20 protein-coding genes are annotated in these 21446 nt (G+C 73.6%); 6 read left to right on the plus strand and 14 right to left on the minus strand.

Annotated elements, in window-relative coordinates; all coding sequences use genetic code 11:
- Positions 1-145: 145 nt before the first annotated feature.
- The 3 genes from ABZ318_RS26065 to ABZ318_RS26075 are packed head-to-tail and all read right to left on the minus strand — an operon-like array spanning position 146 to position 2002.
- Positions 146-904, minus strand: coding sequence for a DUF3710 domain-containing protein (locus ABZ318_RS26065; protein WP_093873630.1), 759 nt, complete (start codon positions 902-904; stop codon positions 146-148).
- Between the two features lies 1 nt (position 905).
- Complete coding sequence (gene dut, locus ABZ318_RS26070) at positions 906-1418, minus strand: dUTP diphosphatase (RefSeq protein WP_356904896.1); 513 nt, start codon at positions 1416-1418, stop codon at positions 906-908.
- Positions 1418-2002: a PaaI family thioesterase gene (locus ABZ318_RS26075; protein ID WP_356904897.1), complete on the minus strand. Its 585-nt coding sequence runs from the start codon at positions 2000-2002 to the stop codon at positions 1418-1420. Before ABZ318_RS26075 ends, dut begins: the two co-directional genes overlap by 1 nt.
- Before the next feature lie 58 nt (positions 2003-2060).
- Here ABZ318_RS26075 and ABZ318_RS26080 point away from each other — a divergent pair, with 58 nt between their 5' ends.
- The gene (locus ABZ318_RS26080; protein ID WP_356904898.1) at positions 2061-2552 is read left to right on the plus strand and encodes a DUF3093 domain-containing protein; all 492 of its coding nucleotides are present in this window, start codon (positions 2061-2063) and stop codon (positions 2550-2552) included.
- A gap of 19 nt (positions 2553-2571) precedes the next feature.
- Here ABZ318_RS26080 and ABZ318_RS26085 read toward each other — a convergent pair whose 3' ends face one another.
- From ABZ318_RS26085 to ABZ318_RS26100, 4 genes are all read right to left on the minus strand, one after another.
- Positions 2572-3615, minus strand: coding sequence for a hypothetical protein (locus ABZ318_RS26085; protein WP_356904899.1), 1044 nt, complete (start codon positions 3613-3615; stop codon positions 2572-2574).
- A gap of 12 nt (positions 3616-3627) precedes the next feature.
- Positions 3628-3924, minus strand: coding sequence for a DUF4193 domain-containing protein (locus tag ABZ318_RS26090; RefSeq protein WP_003955561.1), 297 nt, complete (start codon positions 3922-3924; stop codon positions 3628-3630).
- A gap of 395 nt (positions 3925-4319) precedes the next feature.
- Positions 4320-5558, minus strand: coding sequence for an ATP-binding protein (locus ABZ318_RS26095; protein ID WP_356904900.1), 1239 nt, complete (start codon positions 5556-5558; stop codon positions 4320-4322).
- Positions 5559-5562: 4 nt separating this feature from the next.
- Positions 5563-6216: a response regulator transcription factor gene (locus ABZ318_RS26100; protein WP_123457530.1), complete on the minus strand. Its 654-nt coding sequence runs from the start codon at positions 6214-6216 to the stop codon at positions 5563-5565.
- 363 nt (positions 6217-6579) lie between these two features.
- On the opposite strand from ABZ318_RS26100, the gene ABZ318_RS26105 reads away from it, so the two are divergent.
- Complete coding sequence (locus tag ABZ318_RS26105) at positions 6580-6753, plus strand: hypothetical protein (RefSeq protein WP_015036717.1); 174 nt, start codon at positions 6580-6582, stop codon at positions 6751-6753.
- 129 nt (positions 6754-6882) lie between these two features.
- On the opposite strand, the gene ABZ318_RS26110 is transcribed toward ABZ318_RS26105, so the two are convergent.
- A complete protein-coding gene (locus ABZ318_RS26110; protein WP_356904901.1) occupies positions 6883-7683 on the minus strand; it encodes an inositol monophosphatase family protein in 801 nt (266 codons plus the stop codon).
- Positions 7684-7692: 9 nt separating this feature from the next.
- Entirely contained in the window at positions 7693-8820 is a 1128-nt protein-coding gene (locus ABZ318_RS26115; RefSeq protein WP_356904902.1) for a ferrochelatase, read from the minus strand.
- 145 nt (positions 8821-8965) lie between these two features.
- Between ABZ318_RS26115 and ABZ318_RS26120 the strand changes: the two genes are divergently transcribed.
- Together ABZ318_RS26120 and ABZ318_RS26125 are read left to right on the plus strand one after the other, a co-directional pair.
- On the plus strand, positions 8966-10225 hold the full coding sequence (locus ABZ318_RS26120) for an MFS transporter (RefSeq protein ID WP_356904903.1): 1260 nt from the start codon (positions 8966-8968) through the stop codon (positions 10223-10225).
- Positions 10167-11504, plus strand: a complete 1338-nt coding sequence (locus ABZ318_RS26125; protein WP_356904904.1) for a D-arabinono-1,4-lactone oxidase — start codon at positions 10167-10169, stop codon at positions 11502-11504. Before ABZ318_RS26120 ends, ABZ318_RS26125 begins: the two co-directional genes overlap by 59 nt.
- 3 nt (positions 11505-11507) lie before the next feature.
- Here the strand turns inward: ABZ318_RS26125 and ABZ318_RS26130 are convergent, their stop codons facing one another.
- Complete coding sequence (locus ABZ318_RS26130) at positions 11508-12434, minus strand: hypothetical protein (RefSeq protein ID WP_356904905.1); 927 nt, start codon at positions 12432-12434, stop codon at positions 11508-11510.
- A 486-nt stretch (positions 12435-12920) separates the two neighbouring features.
- On the opposite strand from ABZ318_RS26130, the gene sepH reads away from it, so the two are divergent.
- Positions 12921-13961: a septation protein SepH gene (gene sepH, locus ABZ318_RS26135; protein ID WP_356904906.1), complete on the plus strand. Its 1041-nt coding sequence runs from the start codon at positions 12921-12923 to the stop codon at positions 13959-13961.
- A 444-nt stretch (positions 13962-14405) separates the two neighbouring features.
- On the opposite strand, the gene ABZ318_RS26140 is transcribed toward sepH, so the two are convergent.
- Entirely contained in the window at positions 14406-15233 is an 828-nt protein-coding gene (locus ABZ318_RS26140) for a sulfurtransferase (protein WP_356904907.1), read from the minus strand.
- A gap of 160 nt (positions 15234-15393) precedes the next feature.
- Between ABZ318_RS26140 and ABZ318_RS26145 the strand changes: the two genes are divergently transcribed.
- On the plus strand, positions 15394-16167 hold the full coding sequence (locus ABZ318_RS26145) for a VOC family protein (protein ID WP_356904908.1): 774 nt from the start codon (positions 15394-15396) through the stop codon (positions 16165-16167).
- Between the two features lie 138 nt (positions 16168-16305).
- Here ABZ318_RS26145 and ABZ318_RS26150 read toward each other — a convergent pair whose 3' ends face one another.
- From ABZ318_RS26150 to ABZ318_RS26160, 3 genes are all read right to left on the minus strand, one after another.
- Positions 16306-17673 (minus strand): polysialyltransferase family glycosyltransferase, encoded by a 1368-nt coding sequence (locus tag ABZ318_RS26150; RefSeq protein ID WP_356904909.1) that lies wholly within the window; start codon positions 17671-17673, stop codon positions 16306-16308.
- A gap of 3 nt (positions 17674-17676) precedes the next feature.
- Positions 17677-18642: a glycosyltransferase family 2 protein gene (locus ABZ318_RS26155; protein ID WP_356904910.1), complete on the minus strand. Its 966-nt coding sequence runs from the start codon at positions 18640-18642 to the stop codon at positions 17677-17679.
- 129 nt (positions 18643-18771) lie between these two features.
- Positions 18772-21324, minus strand: a complete 2553-nt coding sequence (locus ABZ318_RS26160; protein ID WP_356904911.1) for a YfhO family protein — start codon at positions 21322-21324, stop codon at positions 18772-18774.
- Positions 21325-21446: the final 122 nt, after the last annotated feature.

The following is a 21446-nucleotide window of genomic DNA, read 5'->3' on the forward strand; positions in this document are numbered from 1 at the left end:
GTACGCGCCTGCGTCGGCGGCGCCACCTGCCTGGAGTCGGACATGCTCACGTGGCGCAAGGTCGCTTTCCCGGCCCACCGGCCTCTGCCACACGTCGGCGCGGCCCGGGACCCAGCGGAGCCCGGGGTTCAGCGGAGCTCGGGGTTCAGCGGATCTCGGAGATCTCCGGGCCGCGCTGGAGCTGGCCCATGCCGCCGGAGAAGCGGGAGTTCTCCTGCTCCTCCTGCTGCACGCCGTCCGGCACCATCTGCGCGTCGTTCGGCAGCTTGAGGACGATCGGGTCGCGCGGGGCCATCGGTCCGTCGCCGCGGACGACCACGGTGTCCCGGACGATCTGCTCCAGGAGGCCGGCGGCCTCGGGCTGGACCGCGCCCTGCCCGGAGATCACGCCGCGCAGGAACCAGCGGGGTCCGTCGACGCCCACGAAGCGGACCAGCTGCACGCCGCGGTTGCCGTCCGGCAGCTGTACCGGGACCTGGGCCCGCAGCTCCCAGCCGAGCGGGCCCTCGACCTCGTCGATGGCACCGCCCTGCTGGACGATGCCGGTGGCGATCTCGTCGCGGACCTCGCCCCAGATGCCCTCGTTCTTGGGCGCGGCGAAGGCCTGCAGCTGTACGGCGCTGTCGCGCAGGACGACGGTGGCCGCGACGATCGCGTCGCCCGCCACCTCGACCCGCAGTTCCATGCCCTCGACTCCGGGCACGAAGATTCCGCCGAGGTCCACGCGGCCCTCGTCGGGCTTGGCGACCTCGGAGATGTCCCAGGGCCCGTCGGGCCGGGGCGCGGGCGGAAGGTTCACGCGGCGCGGCTCGGCCGCGTCCTCGCCCTCCACCGCGTCGACGACCTGCTCGGCCTCGCCCGCCGCGTCCTCGGCGGCACCGCTCTTCTTGCGACGTCCGAACACGTCACTGTCCTTCCCGGTCGGATACGACCGAAGCGTATCGATTCCCACCCGTTGTGCCGTCCACGGCGGCGTGACCGCCGGTGGACCCGAAGCCCCCCTCGGCCCGCGCCGAACCGGGAAGCTCCGCCACCTCGTGGAAGCGGACCTTCTCGACCTGCTGGACGACAAGTTGGGCAATCCGATCGAATCGTTCGAACCGCACGTCCTCGCGCGGGTCGAGATTGACCACGATCACCTTGATCTCTCCACGGTACCCGGCATCGACCGTCCCGGGGGCATTCACGAGCGCCACTCCGCAGCGGGCGGCGAGACCGGAGCGCGGGTGCACGAAGGCGGCGTACCCGTCCGGCAGGGCGATGGAGATCCCGGTGGGCAGCACGGCGCGCTCCCCGGGGGCCAGCACGGCGGCCTCGGTGGTCACGAGGTCGGCACCGGCGTCGCCGGGATGCCCGTAGGCCGGGATCGGCACGTCCGGGTCCACTCGCCGGATCAGTACGTCGACAGAGTTGCGCATCAGGGGTTCACCTCGAAGGCGCGGGCGCGCCGGACCTGGTCGGGGTCGGACATGGCGGCCTGGATCTCCTCCGGGCGGCCGTTGTCGATGAAGTGGTCGACCTTGACCTCGATGAAGAGGGCGTCGGCGCGGACGGCGACGGGGCCCTCGGGCCCGCCGATCCGTCCGACGGCGGTCGAGTAGATCTTGCGGCCGTGCACGGCGGTGACGGCGGCCTCCAGGTGGAGCACGGTGCCCACCGGGACGGGCCGGGCGAAGTCGGTCTCCAGGCGGCCGGTCACGGCGATGACCCGCAGCAGCCAGTTCAGGGAGCCGAGGGTCTCGTCGAGCGCGGTGGCGAGGACGCCGCCGTGCGCGAGGCCGGGGGCGCCCTGGTGGTCGGGGGTCACCGTGAACTCGGCGGTGACGGTCACGCCCTCGCCCGCGCGCGCTTCCAGGTGGAGGCCGTGGGGCTGTCCGCCGCCGCACCCGAAGCAGTACTCGTAGTGCGCACCGAGCAGCTCACCGGGGGCCGGCGCGTCCGGGTGGCGTACCGGCGGTATGGCGTCGGGCGGCGGGGTGAGGGCGGCAGATGTTGCAGTCACAGCCGCAGACCTTACCCGCGCGGATGGGCGCAGGTCGCGCCGTGGCAGGCTTGGACGCATGCAGCCTTCCGCACCGTCCCCGGACCCCTCCCCCGCGTCCACCGCGGCGCCGCGCTTCGACGAGCGGCTGACGGCGCCCCGCTCGTGGTGGGTGATCGTGGGTCTGATCGGTCTCTCCGGCGCCCTGATCATGTTCCCGCTGGGCACGGTCCCGATGCTGGGCGGCCTGATCGCGGCGGCGGTGGTCGCCGGGGTGGTGGTCTCCTCGTACGGTTCCGCCCGGATCCGGGTGGTGGCCGGTTCGCTGGTGGCGGGCGACGCCCGGATCCCGGTGGCGGCGCTCGGGGCGGCCGAGGCGCTCGACGCGGAGGAGGCGCGCGCCTGGCGCAGCCACAAGGCGGACCCGCGCGCCTTCATGCTGATGCGCAGCTACGTGCCGGGGGCGGTACGGGTCGAGGTGACCGACCCGGCGGACCCGACGCCGTACGTGTACCTCTCCAGCCGCGATCCGGAGGCGCTGGTCGCGGCCCTGGAGGCGGAGCGCGCCTGACCCGGCGCGCCCGCCCGGGTCAGAAGCCCAGCTCCTCGGGGTTCTCGGGCTGCTCCAGCGGGGGCAGCTCCGGGAGGGCGTCCCAGGGGATCTGGCGGGCGCGGAGGTCCTTGCGGATGTGCCCGGCGAGTCTCCTGGTGTCGCGGCGGTTCATGACGGCGCCGACGGCGGCGCCCACCATGAAGGGCGTGAGGTTCGGCAGGTTGCGCACCATGCGTTTCATGATCTGCTGGCGCAGTTCGCGCTTGAGCTGGCCGCCGAGTGCCGCGTTCACCGTGGTGGGCTTGGTGGGGTCGATGCCCCGCTCCTCGGCCCAGGAGGTCAGATAGGCCGCCGAGCGCTGCATGAGCCGGCCGGGGGGCCGCAGTCCGTAGACCTCGTGCAGTTCGGCGATGAGTTTGAGCTCCACGGCGGCGACGGCGGTGATCTCGGCCGCCAGCTCGGCCGGCAGGGCCGGGGGCACGGGGAGCATGGCGGCGGCGCCGATGCCGGCGCCCACGGTCGAGCTCGCGTTCGCCGCGCCGGCGACGAGTCTGTCGGCGAGCTCCTCGGGGCCGAGGCCGGGGAACTGTCTGCGCAGGGTCGCCAGGTCGCGGACGGGGATCCGCGGGGCGAGGTCGATCAGCCGGTCGGCCAGATGGCCGAGGCCGGCCTTGGCGCTGTCTCCGCCACGCTTCACGCCCTGTCGGACGCCCTGCGTGACGCCGCGCCGGACGGCGTCGATCCGGTCGGAGCCGATCCTGATCCGGTCGAGCCGGGCCCGCGCGGGGTTGGCCAGCCGCCTGACGGCGCCGAGGCGTCCGCCCTGCCGGGCGTCGGCCGACGCGTCGCCCTGCCCCGCCGGCAGGCGCGCCGGATCCGTCTCGGCTGCCTCGATGACCGCTTCGAGCGAGGCCGGGAGGCCTCGCTCGTCGTCACGTGCGCCGAGGGAGGGCAGGGAGGCGGCGCGCTCGGCTTCAGGGGCCTCCTGGGCGCCCTCTGCCGGGCCCGAGCCGCCCTTGTGCGTCTCCGGGCTCCCGGGGAGCCGCAGACGCCGCTTCCGGGACGGTGTGTCGCCTGCCACGGCCGAGCGGTCTCAGTCGCAGTCGCGGCAGATCGGCTGGCCGTTCTTCTCCCGCGCCAGCTGGCTGCGGTGGTGCACGAGGAAGCAGCTCATGCAGGTGAACTCGTCGGCCTGCTTGGGCAGGACCCGGACGGCCAGCTCCTCGTTCGAGAGGTCGGCGCCGGGAAGCTCCAGGCCTTCGGCGGCCTCGAACTCGTCGACGTCGACGGTCGAGGTCGACTTGTCGTTCCGGCGGGCCTTCAGTTCTTCAAGGCTGTCCGAGTCGACGTCGTCGTCGGTCTTGCGTGGGGTGTCGTAATCCGTTGCCATGTCGCTCTCCCCCTCTGGGTGGTTGCGGTGTCTCCAGCGCACGTAACGCGTGAGAGGTCGGACTTGTGCCCGACCTGAGGCGGAGATTTTGCCTCACATCAAGGTCTGTTACTCAATCGACACCCGTCCCGCCCTCTCACGAGTGATCGGCTTCGGGTGGCGAACCGGACCGTACACGGTCCTCCGGGCGGCCCTCGCAGGCGCCACCCCGTGTACTTCCCGTCATTCCGGGCCCCGGAAACCCGGACTTTTCCTGGTTTTCCGAGGGTTTTCCCGGTCACGGAGAGTGGAGGGCCGAACACCCTCTCCTGTGATCGATCACACATGCGTGTCTCAGGATCGGGGCTCCGGAATTCCGCGCAAGGCGAACGGAACCGGTCGGCCCGTGCAGTGTGTCAGATCGGCAGAGTGACGCGCATCACGAGCCCGCCGCCCTCGCGCGGCTCCGCGATGATACGGCCGCCGTGGGCGCGGGCCACGGACCGGGCGATCGACAGGCCGAGACCGACCCCCTTGTCACTGCCGGTCCGCTCCTGCCGGAGCCTCCGGAACGGCTCGAAGAGGTTGTCGATCTCGTACGCGGGGACCACCGGTCCCGTGTTCGAGACGACCAGGACCGCCTGGCCGTCCTTGGCCTCGGTGGTGACCTCCACCCAGCCTCCCTCCGGCACGTTGTACCGCACGGCGTTCTGGAGCAGGTTCAGCGCGATCCGTTCGAGGAGCACGCCGTTGCCCTGGACGACGGCGGGCGCGCGCTCGCCCCGGATCTCCACGCCCTTGGCCTCCGCCTCGGCGTGCACCTGGTCGACGCCGCGCTCGGCGACCTCGGCCAGGTCGACGGGTTTGCGCTCGATGATCTGGTTGTCGCTGCGGGCGAGCAGCAGCAGGCCCTCGACGAGCTGTTCGCTGCGCTCGTTGGTGGCGAGCAGGGTCTTGCCGAGCTGCTGGAGCTCCACCGGCGCCCCGGGGTCCGAGAGGTGGACCTCCAGCAGGGTGCGGTTGATCGCGAGCGGGGTCCGCAGTTCGTGCGAGGCGTTCGCGACGAAGCGCTGCTGAGCCGTGAAGGCCCGCTCCAGGCGGTCCAGCATCTCGTCGAAGGTGTCGGCGAGCTCCTTGAGCTCGTCGTCGGGGCCGTCCAGCTCGATCCGCCGGGACAGGTCGGAGCCGGCCACCTGTCGGGCGGTCCGGGTGATCCGGCCGAGCGGGGAGAGCACCCGTCCCGCCATGGCGTAGCCGAAGGCGAAGGCGATGATGCTCAGGCCGAGCAGGGCGAAGAGCGAGCGGCGCAGGAGGTCGTCCAGGGCCCGGTCGCTCTGGTGCCGCAGGCAGAGCGTGACGGCGTCGTTGAGCTGGTCGCCGGTGGGGTTCACGGGCAGCTGGCAGATGGAGCTGGTGGGCTGGACCGTGCCGTTGACGACCTTGAAGGGCAGCTGGGAGGTGCTGTCGCTGAGGGCCTGGGCGGTGAAGAGGTAGATGATCGACAGCAGCAGGATGCCGGCGATCAGGAACATCCCGCCGTACAGCAGCGTGAGCCTTATCCGGATGGTCGGGCGCAGCAGCGGCCGGACGGGGTCCCTGGGGTCCCAGGTCGGTTTCGGGGGCGCCTGGGGGTGGGGCGCGGGGGTCGTGGCCATCGGGTCAGATCCGGTACCCGGAGCCGGGGACGGTGACGATGACGGGCGGCTCGCCGAGCTTGCGCCGGAGGGTCATGACGGTGACGCGCACGACGTTGGTGAACGGGTCGGTGTTCTCGTCCCAGGCCTTCTCCAGGAGCTGCTCGGCCGAGACGACGGCGCCCTCGCTGCGCATGAGGACCTCCAGGACGGCGAACTCCTTCGGCGCGAGCTGGACCTCCCGGCCCTCGCGGAAGACCTCGCGGCGGTTGGGGTCGAGCTTGATGCCGGCGCGCTCCAGGACGGGCGGGAGCGGGACGGTGGTGCGGCGGCCGAGGGCGCGCACGCGCGCGGTGAGCTCGGTGAAGGCGAAGGGCTTGGGGAGGTAGTCGTCCGCCCCGAGCTCCAGGCCCTCGACGCGGTCGCTGACGTCGCCGGAGGCGGTGAGCATCAGGACGCGGGTGGGCATGCCGAGCTCGACGATCTTGCGGCAGACGTCGTCGCCGTGGACGAGCGGGAGGTCGCGGTCGAGGACGACGACGTCGTAGTCGTTGACCTCGACGCGCTCCAGGGCCGCGGCGCCGTCGTACACGACGTCGACGGCCATGGCCTCCCGGCGCAGTCCGGTGGCCACCGCATCGGCGAGCAGCTGCTCGTCCTCGACGACGAGTACGCGCACGTCGTACATCCTTCCCGTTGAGCCGCTGTCCGGGGTGGGGACCGGCTGAAATCCGAGCACTGGCTGTGCGCGTCCATCCTGCCCCGTACGCGCGTAAACCGGCTGTAAGACGGGGGTGCGGGGCCTCGGGCGGGAGGGGGTGCGCGGCGGGGCGCGCGGGCCGGTACGAAGAATTCACCGGATTCGCGGGCCAGTTGAGGTTTCTCTGAGGAAAGGGCTGGGGAGGACGACTGCACACCCCGTGATCACGCCCTGTATGTGGCGCGCCACCTACCGCTCTCTGTCCCCCAGAGTTCGCAGTGCGTGATTCACCCACCCTCGGCACACCCCCGTGCCACCGGACCCACGAGGAGGGGGCGCACGATGGACGCTTTCACCGCAGGACTGCTGCACCGCATCAGGACCACGCAGACGGACCTCACGCGGGCCCGTGAGACGGGCGACGACTACCTGGCGGAGGTGGAGCAGGCGGAGCTGGAGGACCTGCACCGGCTGGCCGCCGAGCACGGCGTGGAGGTGGCCGCGCCGGGCGTCTGACCCGTCCCACCCGCACATCGTCCGACCGTACGCACGCGTGGGCCCCGGCGCCGTCCCGGCACCGGGGCCCTCGTGCGTCCGTCTCCCGGCCCGCTAGGGCCTGTCCGACCCTGATCCGCCGGGCAGGCCCTAGTCGTGCCAGGCGCCCAGCTCCTCCAGGAGCTCCTGGAGCGGCTCGAAGAGGCCCGGGGAGGCCGCGAGCGTCAGCTCGCCCGACTCCGGCTCCCCGGGGCGGCCGCCCGTGCGGCCGCCGGCCTCGCGGGCGATGAGCGCGCCCGCCGCGAGGTCCCAGGGGTTGAGGCCGCGCTCGTAGTACGCGTCGAGGCGGCCGGCGGCGACGTCGCAGAGGTCGATGGCGGCCGAGCCGCCGCGCCGGATGTCGCGGACCCGCGGGATGACCCGCTGGGCCACGTCGGCCTGGTGGGCGCGGCGGGCCTGGACGTACCCGAAGCCGGTGCCGAGGAGGGCCTGGTCGAGCGCGGGCGAGGGGCGGACGGCGAGGCGCCGCTCCCCCGCGTACGCCCCGCCGCCGAGGACCGCCCGGTAGGTCTCGCCGCGCATCGGCGCCTCGACGACGCCGACGACGGTCTCGCCGTCCCGCTCGGCGGCGATCGAGACCGCCCAGGTGGGCAGGCCGTACAGGTAGTTCACGGTGCCGTCGAGCGGGTCGATCACCCAGCGGACCCCGCTGGTCCCGGGGCTCGACGCGCCCTCCTCGCCGAGGAAGCCGTCGTGCGGGCGGTGCTCGGCGAGGAAGCCGGTGATCAGCTTCTCGGCGGCGATGTCCATCTCGGTGACCACGTCGATGGGGCTCGACTTGGTCGTCGCCACGGCCAGGTCGTCGGGCCGGCCGTCGCGCAGCAGCGCTCCGGCCCGCCGGGCGGCCTCCAGGGCGAGGTCGAGCAGTTCGGTGAGCAGGGGGTCGGTCACGTCGGCTCCTTACGCGTACGGGCTGTCGGCTCCGGCCGCCGCCGGCCGTTCGGCCCTGGCCGGGCAGCAGCCGATCGGGCAGAGGTCGTGGGAGGGCCCGAGCGCGCCCAGGGCGCACCGCTCCGCCTTGCTCCCCCGCTCGCGCGCCGCCCGCTCCAGGACGAGCTCGCGGACGGCGGCGGCGAAGCGCGGGTCGGCTCCGACGGTCGCCGAGCGGCGGACGGGCAGGCCGAGCTCGGCGGCCTTGGCCGTGGCCTCGGTGTCGAGGTCGTAGAGGACCTCCATGTGGTCGGAGACGAAGCCGATCGGGACCATGACGGCGGCGGGCACGCCGGCCCCGTGGAGCTCCTCCAGGTGGTCGCAGATGTCGGGTTCCAGCCACGGGATGTGGGGGGCGCCGCTGCGGGACTGGTAGACGAGCTTCCACGGGTGGTCGACGCCGGTCTCCTCGCGGACGGCGTCGACGATCACCCGCGCGACGTCGAGGTGCTGGCGCACGTAGGCCCCGCCCTCGCCGTGCTCGGTGACCGGGCCGGAGCTGTCGGCGGCGGAGTCGGGGATGGAGTGGGTGGTGAAGGCGAGGTGGGCGCGGTCCCGCACGGCCGGGTCGAGGTCCGCGAGCGAGGCGAGGACGCCCTCGACCATGGGTCCGACGAAGCCGGGGTGGTTGAAGTAGTGCCGGAGCTTGTCGACCCGGGGCAGCGGGAGCCCCTCCGCCTCCAGGGCGGCGAGCGCGTCGGCGAGGTTCTCGCGGTACTGGCGGCAGCCGGAGTAGGAGGCGTACGCGCTGGTGGTGAGGACGGCGATGTGGCGCCGTCCGTCGGTGACCATCTCGCGGAGGGTGTCGATGAGGTACGGCGCCCAGTTCCGGTTGCCCCAGTAGACCGGCAGGTCGAGTCCGGCCTGCTCGAAGTCCGTCCGCAGCGCGTCGAGGAGCGCGCGGTTCTGGTCGTTGATCGGGGAGACGCCGCCGAAGAGGAAGTAGTGCTGCCCCACTTCCTTGAGCCGTTCCTTCGGGATGCCGCGGCCGCGGGTCACGTTCTCCAGGAACGGGACCACGTCGTCAGGGCCCTCGGGGCCGCCGAAGGAGAGCAGCAGCAGGGCGTCGTACGGGGCGGGATCGTGCTGATCGGACATGGCACCGATCCTCCCACCCGCCTCGGACGGCGAGAGGCGCGGCCTGTCGTCGGCGGAGCCCTTCGTCCGAAAAAGGAGGATGACCGATCGACTTCAACACCGTAGGCTTTAGCTATTAATTACACGTGTTGACCAAGGACCTCTCTTGCCCAGTCCCTACCGCGCGATCTTCGCGGCGCCCGGAACCGTCTCGTTCTCCGTCGCGGGCTTCCTCGGCCGGATGCCGCTGTCCATGATGGGCATCGGCATCGTGACCATGATTTCGCAGGTCACCGGCCGATACGGCCTCGCCGGAGCACTCTCGGCGACGCTCGCGATGTCCGCCGCGGTCCTCGGCCCGCTCGTCTCGCGCCTGGTCGACCGGCACGGACAGCGCAGGGTGCTCCGCCCGGTGACGCTGGTCTCGCTCGCCGCGGCCGCCGGACTCCTCCTCTGCGTGCAGCAGAAGGCCCCGGACTGGACCCTCTTCGTCTTCACGGGCGTGATCGGCTGCGTGCCGAGCCTCGGCGCGATGATCCGCGCCCGGTGGGCGGAGATCTACCGGGGCGAGGAGCGGCGCCTGCACACGGCGTACTCCTGGGAGTCGATCGTCGACGAGGTGTGCTTCATCTTCGGGCCGATCCTCTCGATCGGCCTGTCGACGGCCTGGTTCCCCGAGGCCGGTCCGCTGTTCGCCGGGGCCTTCCTGGCCGTCGGCGCGTTCTGGCTGACCTCGCAGCGCGCCACCGAGCCGGTCCCCCACCCGCAGCGCGGCACCCGGGGCGCCTCCGCGCTCCGCTCCCGCGGCCTCCAGGTCCTCACCCTCGCCTTCGTCGCCACCGGCGCGATCTTCGGCTCGGTGGACGTGGTGACCGTGGCCTTCGCCGAGGAGCAGGGCCACAAGGCCGCCGCCAGCCTCGTCCTGGCCGTGTACGCGCTGGGCTCCGGCGTGGCCGGCGCCGTCTTCGGACTGCTCCACCTCAAGGGCGAACCGTCCCGCAGGTGGCTCCTGGGCATCTGTGCGATGGCCGTGAGTATGATCCCCCTCCTACTGGCCGGGAACCTGCCGTTGCTGGCCGTGGCGCTCTTTGTCGCGGGCCTGTCCATCGCACCGACGATGGTGACCACCATGGCCCTCGTCGAAGCGCACGTACCGCGCACCAAGCTGACCGAGGGCATGACCTGGACGGGTACCGGCCTCGCGATCGGCGTGGCGCTCGGCTCCTCGGCCGCCGGCTGGGTGGTCGACGCGTCGGGGGCCGAGGCGGGGTACGTGGTGCCCGTCGTCTCGGGCGCGCTCGCGGTCGCGGTGGGTCTCCTCGGACACCGCCGGCTGCGGAGGCCGGCACCGAACCGGGAGGGGCAGCGTGAGCGGGACGACAGCGGGGTCGGGGAGCGTCAGGACGGCGGGCAGCCCGTGGCGTAACTGGGCGGGGAACGTCACCTCCCGTCCGGCGCGCGAGGTGAGTCCGGCCTCGGCCGAGGAGCTCGCCGAGGCGGTGCGCCGCGCGGCCGAGGACGGGCTGCGGGTGAAGACGGTCGGCACCGGCCACTCCTTCACCTCCATCGCGGCCACCGACGGCGTGCTGATCCGGCCGGGCCTGCTCACCGGGATCCGGCGGATCGACCGCGAGGCGATGACCGTGACGGTCGAGTCGGGCACACCCCTGAAGCGGCTCAACGTGGCGCTGGCCCGGGAGGGCCTCTCGCTCACGAACATGGGCGACATCATGGAGCAGACCGTCGCCGGCGCCACCTCCACCGGCACGCACGGCACGGGCCGCGACTCGGCGTCCATCGCCGCGCAGATCCGCGAGCTGGAGCTGGTCACGGCCTCGGGCGAGCTGCTCACCTGCTCGGAGAAGGAGAACCCGGAGGTCTTCGCGGCCGCCAGGATCGGTCTCGGTGCCCTCGGGGTGATCACGGCGATCACCTTCGCGGTGGAGCCGGTCTTCCTGCTCACCGCGCGCGAGGAGCCGATGACCTTCGACCGGGTCACCTCGGAGTTCGACGCGCTGCACGCGGAGAACGAGCACTTCGAGTTCTACTGGTTCCCCCACACGGACAACTGCAACACCAAGCGCAACAACCGCAGCGCGGGCCCCGCCGCTCCCCCCGGACGGATCAGCGGCTGGATCGAGGACGAGCTCCTCTCCAACGGGGTCTTCCAGCTCGCCTGCTCGCTGGGCCGCGCGGTGCCGCCGGTGATCCCGTCGATCGCCAAGGTCTCCAGCCGGGCCCTGTCGGCCCGTACGTACACCGACATCCCGTACAAGGTCTTCACCTCGCCGCGCCGGGTCCGCTTCCTGGAGATGGAGTACGCGCTTCCGCGTGAGGCCGCGGTCGCCGCGCTGCGCGAACTCAAGGCGATGGTCGAGCGTTCGCCGCTCAAGGTGAGCTTCCCGGTGGAGGTGCGCACGGCCCCGGCGGACGACATCGCGCTGTCCACGGCCTCGGGGCGGGAGACCGCGTACATCGCCGTCCACCTCTACAAGGGGACGCCCCACCGGGCGTACTTCACCGCGGTGGAGCGCATCATGACGGCGCACGGGGGCCGGCCCCACTGGGGCAAGGTCCACACCCGCGACGCCGCCTACTTCTCCGAGGTCTACCCGCGCTTCGCCGAGTTCACGGCGCTGCGCGACCGGCTCGACCCGGACCGGCTGTTCGCCAACGACTATCTGCGCCGGGTCCTGGGCGACTGACGGTCACTCGGTTCCCGCGCCGGTCCCGGCCTCGGCTCCGACCGTCGCCGGGGCCGAGGGAGCCTCGGGCTGCTCCGTGCCGGTGGCCGGCTCCCGGGTCGGCTCCGTCGGTTCGGTCGGTTCCGTCGTCGGGCCGGTCGGCGTCGGGGCGGTCGGTGTCCCGTCACCGGCGGAACCGGAGGGGGTGGGCTCCGCCGAGGGCGTTCCCGTACCGGTCTCCCGACCGCCCGGGGTCGGCGTGGACCCCGTCGTGGGGGTGCCGGCGCCGTCCCGCTGCCGCCCGGTGCCGTCGGCGGACCCCGACGGCGCCGGCGTGGGCTCCTGGTCCCGCTCGGACGCGTCCCGGCCGGTGCTTCCGCCGCCTCGGACGGCGGAGCCGAAGGTGGTGGCGCCCTGCCTGCCGCTGAAGTCCTGTCCGGCGACCAGTTCGTAGGCGGTGATGCCGCCCATGGTGACGCCGAAGACCAGGGCTGCGGCGATCGCCGGGCGCTTCCAGCCCCGGACGCGGGTGCCGTGCGTGGTCGCCGCGCCGAACTCCTCGCCGAACCCCTGGCCGGACTTCCCGCCGGACTTCCCGTCGGACGGCGGCGGGGCCGGAAGGGCGCCCAGCATGAGGGTGCGGTCGTCCTGCGGCCCGGCCGGGACCGGGACCTGACGCGCCTTCGGCTTGGCCGCCGCGGTCACGTCGCGGACCTGTTCGCCGGTGCGCCTGAAGAGCTGCTGGAAGAGCGGGCCGCCGCAGGTCGCGATGACGCTGATCACACCGGCGCCGAGGATCGTGCCGTACACACCGAGGGTCGAGGCGAGTTTGGCGGCGATGACCGCGGCCAGGGCGCTGCCGGAGACCTGAGCCACGCTCAGGTCGATCCTTCCGCCGCTCTTCTTCCCCTCCTCCGGCTCGTCCCCGTCGATTTCCGGCCTGTGACGCATCTCCGACCCCTGCTGGCTCATCCGTTCGTCTTGCACCCAGAAGGGACAAACAGGCGAAGCGAATAGTTCCGTTTCTGCTGTTTCTGTGAAGAGTGACACGTACGGGGGAAGATCGCGGAGACTCAACTCCCGTATCGCCCGAGAAGTTGGGCGGCGCGCCGGTCCACCCAGGTGGCCCGAATGGAGTACATTGACGAACCCTGGGTCCGGACGCCCTCACGGGTGCCCGGGATCAAGGGGAGGGGGCCGTACATGGCGCTCGAACCGGCGGCGCCTCGGCACCGCACGGGAATCGGCTGCACAGAGTGACCGCCAGTCACTCCCAGTAGCGAACAGGTAACCGTGCCATAACGGCGTCCCAGGGTCCACGCCCGACACGCCGGGCAACTCGGCAAGGTAGTGGCAGGCTGCACCCGGGCAGGCCACACTCGACTAGCGGAAGCAGCGACGCACGTGACGTCGGCAGGCACCACCCGGGAGGTCCCCATGCCCGAACTGCGTGTCGTGGCCGTCTCCAACGACGGCACACGACTGGTGCTGAAGGCTGCTGACAGCACGGAGTACACGCTTCCGATCGACGAGCGGCTCCGTGCCGCCGTGCGCAACGACCGCGCACGCCTCGGCCAGATCGAGATCGAGGTGGAGAGCCACCTCCGCCCCCGTGACATCCAGGCGCGGATACGAGCCGGTGCCTCCGCCGAGGAGGTCGCCCAGCTCGCCGGCATCCCCGTCGACCGCGTACGCCGCTTCGAGGGCCCCGTGCTCGCGGAGCGCGCCTTCATGGCCGAGCGCGCCCGCAAGACCCCGGTCCGCAGGCCCGGGGAGAACAGCGGCCCGCAGCTCGGCGAGGCGGTGCAGGAGCGACTGCTGCTGCGCGGCGCCGAGAAGGACACCGTGCAGTGGGACTCCTGGCGGCGCGACGACGGCACCTGGGAGGTGCTGCTCGTCTACCGGGTCGCGGGCGAGGTCCACACGGCCAGCTGGACGTACGACCCGCCCCGGCGGCTCGTCCAGGCCGTGGACGACGAGGCGCGGGCCCTGATCGGCGAGACGGACGACACGATCGCCGCCGCGCCGGAGCCGAGCTTCCCTTTCGTGCCGCGCATCGCCCGGCTGCCCCGGGACAGGCCGCTCGACCGGGCCCTGGACCGCCAGATCGACCGTTCCGACCGGCAGCTGGAGCGGGCGCCCGCGCCCGTCGAGCCGGAGGAGGAGCGGGACTCGCTGACGAGCCTCCTGGAGGCCGTGCCGAACTTCCGCGGCGACATGGTCGTGCCCGAGCAGCCGGACAGCGAGCCCTCGGAGGAGGCGGAGGCGGAGGAGCCGCCGGCCCCGGCCGCCTCGGCGGGCGCGGGTTCGGCCTACGCCGACGTCCTGATGCCCCGCGCGGTCTCGGGTCACCGCGACCGCCTGCACGGCGCCACGGACCGCCAGGCCGAGGCGGACGGCGTCCGCCCGGGCCGCCGCGCCGCCGTACCGAGCTGGGACGAGATCGTCTTCGGCACCCGCAGGAAGAAGCAGGACTGACGGCCGTACGCGGCCGCGTGCGCGGGGTGTGGGACCGGCCCCGTTCACGCGCCCGCGCGTACGGGGCGCAGGACTGAGCCTGCTGCGCACGCGTACGCACGGAGTGCAGGGCCGACGGCCGTACGCGCGCGCGTGTACGAGGGTGCGGGACCGGCGCTCGTACGCGGCCGTGGCACGGGAGGGCAGGACCGCACCGCTCACGCGCCCGCGCGTGCGGGGCGCAGGACCGGCCCTGCTGCGCGCGTGCGGAGCGCGGGGCCGGTACCCGTACGCGGTCGCGTGTGCGGGAAGGGCCCACGGCGGGTGGCGGCGCGGGCCCTGATGTGGGCCGCTGGGCCCTGTCATCGAACTCCCGTCTGCCCCGTGACGCCATGCACGCGCTCTCGCCGCATCCGGCGCCGCGGGGCCGCCCTTCGGGCGACGACGGGAGTGGGGCGACAGGCCCTAGCGCGGGGTCGGGCCCGTGGCGACCGGGCGGGTCGGGTCCGAGGACCACTCCGACCAGGAGCCGGCGTAGAGGCCCGCGGGGATGCCCGCGATCTCCAGGGCGAGCACCTCGTGGGCGCCCGAGACGCCCGAGCCGCAGTAGACGGCCACCGGGGCCCCCTCGGTCGCCCCGAGCGCGGTGAAGCGGTCCCGCAGGGCGTCGGCCGCCAGGAAGAGGCCCTCGGCGTCGACGTTCTCCGTCGTCGGGGCCGAGACCGCGCCCGGGATGTGCCCGCCGACCCGGTCGATCGGCTCCACGTCACCCCGGTAGCGCTCGGCCGCCCGCGCGTCCAGGAGCAGCCCCGTATCGGGCAGCGCCGCGGCCGCGTCGGCGTCGAGCAGCTCCAGGGCGCCCGGCTTCGGCCGGAAGTCGCCCGGCTCCGGCGTCGGGACCTTCTCCGTGAGCTCCCCCGTCCAGGCCGCGAGGCCCCCGTCCAGGACCCGCACGTCCGGGTGGCCCGCCCAGCGGAGCAGCCACCAGGCGCGGGCCGCGCCCCAGCCGAGGCCCCCGTCGTAGACGACGACCGGCCGGTCCGCCGAGACGCCCGCCCGGCGCATCACGGCCCCGAAGGCCTCCGGATCGGGCAGCGGGTGGCGGCCACCGCTCCCGGGCGGACCCGCGAGTTCCGCGTCCAGGTCGACGTAGACCGCGCCGGGAAGGTGACCGGCCTCGTAGGCGGGCCGCCCGGGCGGGCCGCCGAGCGTCCAGCGGACGTCCAGGAGGACCGGCGGCCGGGCCCCGGCCGACTCGCTCAGCAGTTCGCTTGCGGAGATGATGGGCTTCATGGGAGCCATCCTCGCGCAGCCGCACGGCCGCGGGGGGACGGACCCCGCGACCTCCGGCGGGATCGCGCCACGTCCGGTGTGGCCTGGGCACGTCGCGCCCCCGTCGGTGTCACCATCGGACGGTGCACGGCCACGACGACGGTCCGAGGAGAGTGTGACGATGACCGAGGCGACTCCGCGCCCACCCGGCACACCCTGCTGGGTGAGCCTGATGGTGCACGGGATCGACGCCACGCAGGAGTTCTACCGCGCGCTCTTCGGCTGGGACTTCGTCCCCGGCCCGCAGCAGCTCGGCCCGTACGTGCGCGCGCTGCTCGGCGGCAAGGAGGTGGCGGGCATCGGCCAGCTGCCGCCCGACCGGCACCTGCGGATCGCCTGGACCCCCTATCTGGCCACGGCGGACGCCGACGAGACCGCCGAGGACATCCGCTGCTGCGGCGGCACCGTCGCCGTCGGTCCGCTGGACGCGGGCGAGGCGGGCCGGCTGGTCATCTGCTCCGACCCGTCCGGCGCGGTCTTCGGCGTCTGGCAGGCGGAGGCGCACCACGGCACGGCGACGGCGGGACCGCCGGGGACGCCGGTGTGGAACGAGCTCCTCACGTACGAGACGTCCTCGATCGGCAAGTTCTACCGGACGGTCTTCGGCTACGAGGTGGAGCCGGTCGTCTCGGCCGACCACGACTACGCGACGCTCCACGTGGCCGGGGTCCCGGTGGCCTCGCTGCACGGCGTCGGCAACGCGCTGCCCCGGGACCGGGGCCCGCACTGGATGACGTACTTCGAGGTCGCCGACACGGACGCGGCCGCCGAGCTCGTCCTGAAGCTCGGCGGTCAGGTGCTGCGCCCGCCGCGCGAGGGCACGGCGGGCCGGCTCGCCCTGGTGGCGGACCCGGAGGGCGCGGTCTTCACCCTGGTCAGGTCCGCCGGGCACTGAGCGCAGGCGGCGCCGGTACTCGGCGGGCGCCGCCGGTTCCGGTCCGCCGACTCGGGTCCGCCGACCGGGCTCAGCCACGCCGACGCGGCTCCGCCGACCACGGCCCGGCCCCTCCCCCACGGCTCCGTCGGCCGCGGCTCAGCCGCGTCGGTTTCGGGTCAGGCCGCGGCGCAGTCGGGAGGTGCCGGTTCGTTCCGGGGCGGGGCCGCCGCCCGGGAGGCCGAGCCGGGTCAGCCGTTCCGCGGTGAAGTGGTGCGCGGTGCCGGGGTCCGCGTGGTGCTCCGCCAGGAAGGCGGCGGCCTCCTCGCGGAGCCCCGGGTGGGCCTTGTGCCGCATGCAGTAGCCGACGGCCCTGACCAGGGGCGTGAGCGAGGCCGGGGCCGCCCCGGGCACGGCGGGCTCCTCGCCGCCCTCCAGGTCCGCGACCAGATGGTCGACGACGGTGAGCGGGATGCGGTTGCTGTTCTCGAAGGGGGTGAGCCGTTCGAGGACCTCGGCGGTGCCCACGCGCGCGATGGGGATGCCGTAGTAGACGGCCGCGGTGAGCATCGCGGTGGAGAAGCAGCCGACGACGAGCTCGGGCCGGCAGCGCTCGTAGAAGGTCTCGGCGAGCAGCGGCCCGTCGAGGACCGTGAGCCGCACGCCGCTCCGCCCGGCCTCCTCGTCCAGGGCCTGGGAGTAGCGGGCGGGGGCGGTCGGGTGCGGCTTGAAGACCACCGACCGGTGGCCGGCCGCGGCGGCCCCGCGCAGCATCCGTACGTGCAGCTCCTCTTCCTCCTCGGGGGTGAGCAGGGAGAGGGCGGCGAGGTACTGGCCGAGCAGCAGGGCCGTCGGGCCGGCGGCGGCCGCCCGCGCGATCCGCGGGTCGTCGGCCGCCTCCTTGGCGAGCTCGGCGAGGACGGCGCGGAAGGCGGTGTCGGGGACGAGCTCGGGCTCGACCCCGTACTCGCCGAGGAGGAGGGGGCGGAGGCCCGGCACCAGGTCGAGGTGGAGCACGCGGCGGACGCGGCAGGCGATCGACTGCGCGAGGTCGGAGCGGGTCGGGCCGTAGCTCATCAGACCGTCGGCGTAGACGTGCACGGTGCTCTCGGGGAAGACGCCGGCGAGCGCCTTGGCCGGGTTGACCTGGATGGATTCGACGATCAGCTCGACCGGACCGGTGCCGAGGTCCCAGGCGGTGCGCAGGACGCGCTGCCAGAGCGGGGCCTCCTCGGGGCGGGGGGCCCAGGCGGCGGGGTGGTACGGGTGGATCGTCTCGTTCCAGTCGAGGGCGCCGTCGAAGCGGGCGGCGATCCGCTCGTATCCGGTCATGGTCTCCAGGCGCAGCGCGGTCTCCGGGATCTCGGCGTTGTGCGAGATCAGCAGGAGCCTGCGGGCGGAGTCGCGGGGGCCGAACTGTCCGGCGTCGAGCGCGGCGGCGAGGGTGGCCGCGCCGTACAGGGTGGACACCTGGAAGATCTGGACCGGCGTGTCGGAGGCGGGCGCCTTCTCGGGGGCGGGGGCCATGGGTCAGGCGGTCCTTCCGGTGTCGCGCAGGCTCCGGAGAAGGGTGCTGCGCGGGGTGTCCATGGTGGCGAGGGTCTCGTCGAGGACCTCCTGCGGCATGCGGTGCAGAGCGTCCTGGACGTCGGTGCGCAGCCGCGCGGCGACGGCGGGCTCGTACTTCTCCGCCTTGCCCATGTGGAAGGCGATCATCGCGCAGTAGGTGCGGACCGCCTTCGGGAGGAAGCGGTCGGCCTCCGCGTCCCGGGAGACCTCGTCGAGCAGGAGGTCGTACGAGGGGATGAAGTCCAGCTGCCGGTTGTCGGCGATCTGGGTGAGCGAGGTGGTGACGCCCCGCCGGTAGAAGACGCCGTGCAGGGAGAGCGCCGCGAACGTGCGCGCCTTGAGGTGGAGCCGCCAGACCCAGAGCCGGTCCTCGGCGGTTCTCAGGGAGGTCTCGAAGCGGGATCCCCCCTTCTCGAAAAGACGTCCGCTGTAAATGCCGAAGGGGACGAAGGGATAGTCGACCATCGTCACCATGCTCGCCGGTGAGATTCCGTCCCTGGGGGCCATCACGGTGTCGCGCCGCTTCGCCGGGGCATAGCGGATCTGCCTCTTCCGGCCTTCCGACAGGACGTGGTCGGTGCGGGCGAAATCGCAGCCCAGGCGGGAGATTCCGGTCACGGCGGCGCTCAAGTGGCCGGGCGCGTACCAGTCGTCGCCGTCGAGGAACGTGAGGTAGTCGCCGCGCGCCGCGTCGATCCCGGTGTTGCGGGCCTGGGCGACGCCCTGGTTCGTCTCGTGCCGGATGACGGTGGCGTTCGGCAGGCGGCCCTGCCAGCGGTCGAGGATCTCTGGGGTCTCGTCCGTCGAGCAGTCGTCGATCAGCAGGAACTCGAATTCCGGATCCGCGTTGGTCGCGAGACTGCGCAAGGTGTCGGGCGCGTATGCCCCGACATTGTGGAACGGTACGACGACGGACAGTTTCGGCACTCGGGATCCCCACACTGAATCGAACAATTCAACACCGTTACGGCGCGCACGGTAACGACCGACTTCTCCCGGCGAACGATCCGTGCGTGCACTCCGGGTGAACTCTTGTCGTCTCCGGCGGAAACCCCGTCACCTCCGGGCCCGTCGGCGGTGCGGGAGCCACGTCACGGCGAGCGCGAGGAGCGCCGCCGCGCCGACCGCACCGCCGAGCTTCAGCCCCGGCGGCCGGAAGGAGCAGCTGACGGTGCTCGCCCGTCCGTCGAGGGGGACGGCGACGAGACCTTCGTACGCGCGCGCGGGGCGGGGGGCCGCGTCACCGGCGGCGCAGCGCCAGCCGGAGATGCGCGGCGCGGCGAGGACCGCGGTTCCCCTGCTGCCCGGCGGCAGTTCGGCCGTGACGGTGTGTCCGGTGGCACGCACGCGCGTGGCGCCGCCGACGGTGAGCTGACGTACGGCGGAGTCGAGCCGGGCGCCGACCAGACAGCCGACCGGTTCCCGGGGCAGCCGCACCTTGCCCTCGGGCCGCAGCTCGATCCGTACCGCGCCGGAGTCCGGGACGGCGCCGAGGGCCCGCATGGGGGCGCGGACGGCGGGCGGCCTGCCGTCGAACTCCACGGGCCCCCGCCCGGCCAGGGCCGCCGTGCCCTTGTATTCGGGCGCCCAGAACCAGACCTGGGAGCCCGCGGGGCAGCGGGCGGTGAGGGTGCGTCCGGTACGGCGTGGGGCGGGCAGCTCGTACACGTCGGCGCCGAGCAGGCGTTCCTGCCGGGCGAAGGCCGAGTCCCCGGGGTGCGTGGCCGGGCGCCCCGGTGGGCGGACGGTGACCAGGGGCGGCACGGGGGTGGTGGTGGCGGTGACCGTGGCGCGGGGCACGGCGTCCTGCCGTACCGGCTCCGTGGGCTCCGAGCGCAACCGGGTGCCGATGGAGAAGAGGGCGTCCGTGACGGGGTTGTCGAGGGTGACGGGGTGCCGGCCCTTCGCGTAGTGGCCGAATCCGAGGGAGGACAGGGTCCGGGAGGTCACGTCCGAGGTGAGGCTGCTGTAGTAGTCGGCGCCCTGCCCTCCGACGAGCAGCACGTCGTTGCCTCCGGGTATCTCGCCGGGGTCCGTGCGGTACCGGGGCCAGGCGTCCGCGCGGGCCGCCTCGGCGGCGGCAGTCGCCTGCCAGGGGCCGATCCGGGGCGACCAGGCGACCTCGCTCCGCCGCTGCTCCTCGATCCGCTTCCCGGTGACGGCCACCTCGCCCGCCTGCGCGGCGACGAGCAGGGCCACGGCCAGGGCGGGGAGCACGCGCGCGCGTAGCGCCCGTTCCGGCCGCACGCGCGCGTGGCCGCGTCGGTCGGCGGTCAGGGCGAGGGGGACGGCGGTGAGCGCGAGGAGCGCGGCCGCGCCGAAGGCGGGGAAGGTCCACCGGTCGATGTCGACGCTCCCCCGGGCCGTCCACGCCAGGGCTCCGAGCAGCGCCACGCCCCCGAGGAGCACGAGCGGCCGGGGCACGCCCGGGGCGGCGGAGGACCAGGCGGCGATGAGCAGCAGGCCGCACAGGACGAAGGTCTGACGGTACGGGATGCCGTTGGGCGAGGCGCCCGCGTGCCACAGCAGATGCGTGGGCTCCCACTGGAGGGAGAGCGTCACCAGGACGATCGCGGCCGTCCAGCCCGCCCGGACGCGCGGGGCGACGGCGCGGTTGAAGGGCAGCGTCAGCGCGAGCGCGAGGGCGGGCGTGCCGATGAAGAGGGCGGGGCTGTCGACGCTCGCGGTGGCGGGCAGGAGCCGGGCGAGGACGTCCGTCCAGGGGGCCGGCGCGAAGACGGTCTCGGGGGTGGGGTCGGCGACCTTCGTGGCGAGGAAGACGACCAGGACGAGCGGCGCGGCGAGCCCGGTGCCGATGAGGACGCTCCGGGCGGCGCGCAGCGCCCCGGCGAGGCGCTGCCGGGCACCGGCGGTCTCCTCGGCGGTGAGGAGGCGTACGGCGAGGACGACGGCGGCGCCGAGCGTCGCCATGTACGCGGTGTAGAAGTTGGCGATCCAGGCCAGGGCCACCACGAGGGGGCCGAGGACGGGACGGCGGCCGGTGCGGGCCCATTCGCCGACCAGGCAGAGCAGGGGGAAGGCGACGAGCCCGTCGAGCCACATCGGGACGGTGGCGCCGTGGTCGAGGGTCCAGCCGGAGAGGGCGTACGCGGTGCCGAGCACGACGGCGACCGGCCACGGGCCGGGGCGCAGCCGCGGGAGCAGCAGCGCCATCGCGGCCGCCGCCGCGGTGATCTTGGCGGTGGTGACGACGTACAGCGCGAGTTCGACGCGGTCCGCCGGGAAGAGCACGACCAGCAGGTCGAAGGGGCTGCTCAGGTACGTGCCGACGTCGCCGAGGAAGTTGGAGCCGAAGCCGGAGTTCCAGTTGAGGAAGGCGTCCCCGTGCGTCCCGCCGAGCAGGAAGGCCCGCCAGTAGGCGTGGAAGGGCAGGTACTGCTGGCCGAGGTCGACGGTGTTCCGGGTCACCGGGCCGAAGGGGTACGTGCGGGAGAGCCGGGTGGCGAGGCAGAACAGCACCGCGGTGAGCAGGGCGGCGGCGGCCGGGGCCCGCCAGGCGGCCCGACGCCGGTCGTCGCCGCGGTGCCGCTCCGCCTCGTCGCGTACGGTCTCGTCCTCGGCGGGGGCGGCCTCGACGGCGGGGGGCACACGTCCTCCAGGGGGCGCACGGCACGGAGGGCCCGGAGGGATCGTCACGGGCCGACCGCCATTACCGCCGAGGCGGACGACCCGCAACCGAGCGGCAGGCGCTCATCAGGCGCACCCCGGGT

Origin of the sequence: Streptomyces sp. NPDC006197 (genome assembly GCF_040613865.1) — a bacterium.
GTDB lineage: Bacteria > Actinomycetota > Actinomycetes > Streptomycetales > Streptomycetaceae > Streptomyces.

Bases quoted from the DNA above. Each gene is read 5' to 3' on its own strand.
- dut (WP_356904896.1), bottom strand. From the start codon at position 1,418: ATGCGCAACTCTGTCGACGTACTGATCCGGCGAGTGGACCCGGACGTG.
- ABZ318_RS26080 (WP_356904898.1), top strand. From the start codon at position 2,061: ATGCAGCCTTCCGCACCGTCCCCGGACCCCTCCCCCGCGTCCACCGCG.
- ABZ318_RS26090 (WP_003955561.1), bottom strand. From the start codon at position 3,924: ATGGCAACGGATTACGACACCCCACGCAAGACCGACGACGACGTCGAC.
- ABZ318_RS26095 (WP_356904900.1), bottom strand. From the start codon at position 5,558: ATGGCCACGACCCCCGCGCCCCACCCCCAGGCGCCCCCGAAACCGACC.
- ABZ318_RS26105 (WP_015036717.1), top strand. From the start codon at position 6,580: ATGGACGCTTTCACCGCAGGACTGCTGCACCGCATCAGGACCACGCAG.
- ABZ318_RS26115 (WP_356904902.1), bottom strand. From the start codon at position 8,820: ATGTCCGATCAGCACGATCCCGCCCCGTACGACGCCCTGCTGCTGCTC.
- ABZ318_RS26130 (WP_356904905.1), bottom strand. From the start codon at position 12,434: ATGCGTCACAGGCCGGAAATCGACGGGGACGAGCCGGAGGAGGGGAAG.
- sepH (WP_356904906.1), top strand. From the start codon at position 12,921: ATGCCCGAACTGCGTGTCGTGGCCGTCTCCAACGACGGCACACGACTG.
- ABZ318_RS26140 (WP_356904907.1), bottom strand. From the start codon at position 15,233: ATGAAGCCCATCATCTCCGCAAGCGAACTGCTGAGCGAGTCGGCCGGG.
- ABZ318_RS26145 (WP_356904908.1), top strand. From the start codon at position 15,394: ATGACCGAGGCGACTCCGCGCCCACCCGGCACACCCTGCTGGGTGAGC.
- ABZ318_RS26150 (WP_356904909.1), bottom strand. From the start codon at position 17,673: ATGGCCCCCGCCCCCGAGAAGGCGCCCGCCTCCGACACGCCGGTCCAG.